This is a genomic window from Bradyrhizobium hereditatis (assembly GCF_020329435.1).
GTDB classification, from domain to species: domain Bacteria; phylum Pseudomonadota; class Alphaproteobacteria; order Rhizobiales; family Xanthobacteraceae; genus Bradyrhizobium; species Bradyrhizobium hereditatis.
In genome coordinates this window covers 1-762 of the sequence record NZ_JAGKJK010000058.1, presented here as the reverse complement: position 1 = coordinate 762, position 762 = coordinate 1, and the positions used below count along the sequence as shown (strand labels likewise).

Annotated in this window: 1 pseudogene; it reads left to right on the top strand. The window is 62.2% G+C overall.

The annotated features are described in order from the left end of the window. Positions 1 to 762 (top strand): annotated as a pseudogene (locus J6524_RS37010) (hypothetical protein); the annotation flags it as partial.

The following is a 762-nucleotide window of genomic DNA, read 5'->3' as shown; positions in this document are numbered from 1 at the left end:
CGCTCGCGTCAGGAACAGCCATCGAGTCCCTCGGATCAACCAAGCTGGTCCAGGTCGGCAATAACTATTATCTCGCCAGCGTCAGCGGCAACTCCGGCCCTGAGCTGTATTGTTACGGAGCGCCGGTCGTAGTGGGCCAGTTCGGCGCTTGGACGCCGATCGGAACGGAGCAGACGGCGAGCGGCTACCAAGTCGTGCTGAAGTACGGGACGGCCGACAGCTACATCGTCTGGAGCGTCGACGGCAACGGCAACTACATCACCAACACCGCGCCTGCCTCGGGGAGCAGCTCCGGCATTGTGTCGCTGGAAACGAGCTTCCAGCAGGATCTCAACGGCGACGGCACGATTGGAGTAGCGCTCGCGTCAGGAACAGCCATCGAGTCCCTCGGATCAACCAAGCTGGTCCAGGTCGGCAATAACTATTATCTCGCCAGCGTCAGCGGCAACTCCGGCCCTGAGCTGTATTGTTACGGAGCGCCGGTCGTGGTGGGCCAGTTCGGCGCTTGGACGCCGATCGGAACGGAGCAGACGGCGAGCGGCTACCAAGTCGTGCTGAAGTACGGGACGGCCGACAGCTACATCGTCTGGAGCGTCGACGGCAACGGCAACTACATCACCAACACCGCGCCTGCTTCGGGGAGCAGCTCCGGCATTGTGTCGCTGGAAACGAGCTTCCAGCAGGATCTCAACGGCGACGGCACGATTGGAGTAGCGCTCGCGTCAGGAACAGCCATCGAGTCCCTCGGATCAACCAAGCTGG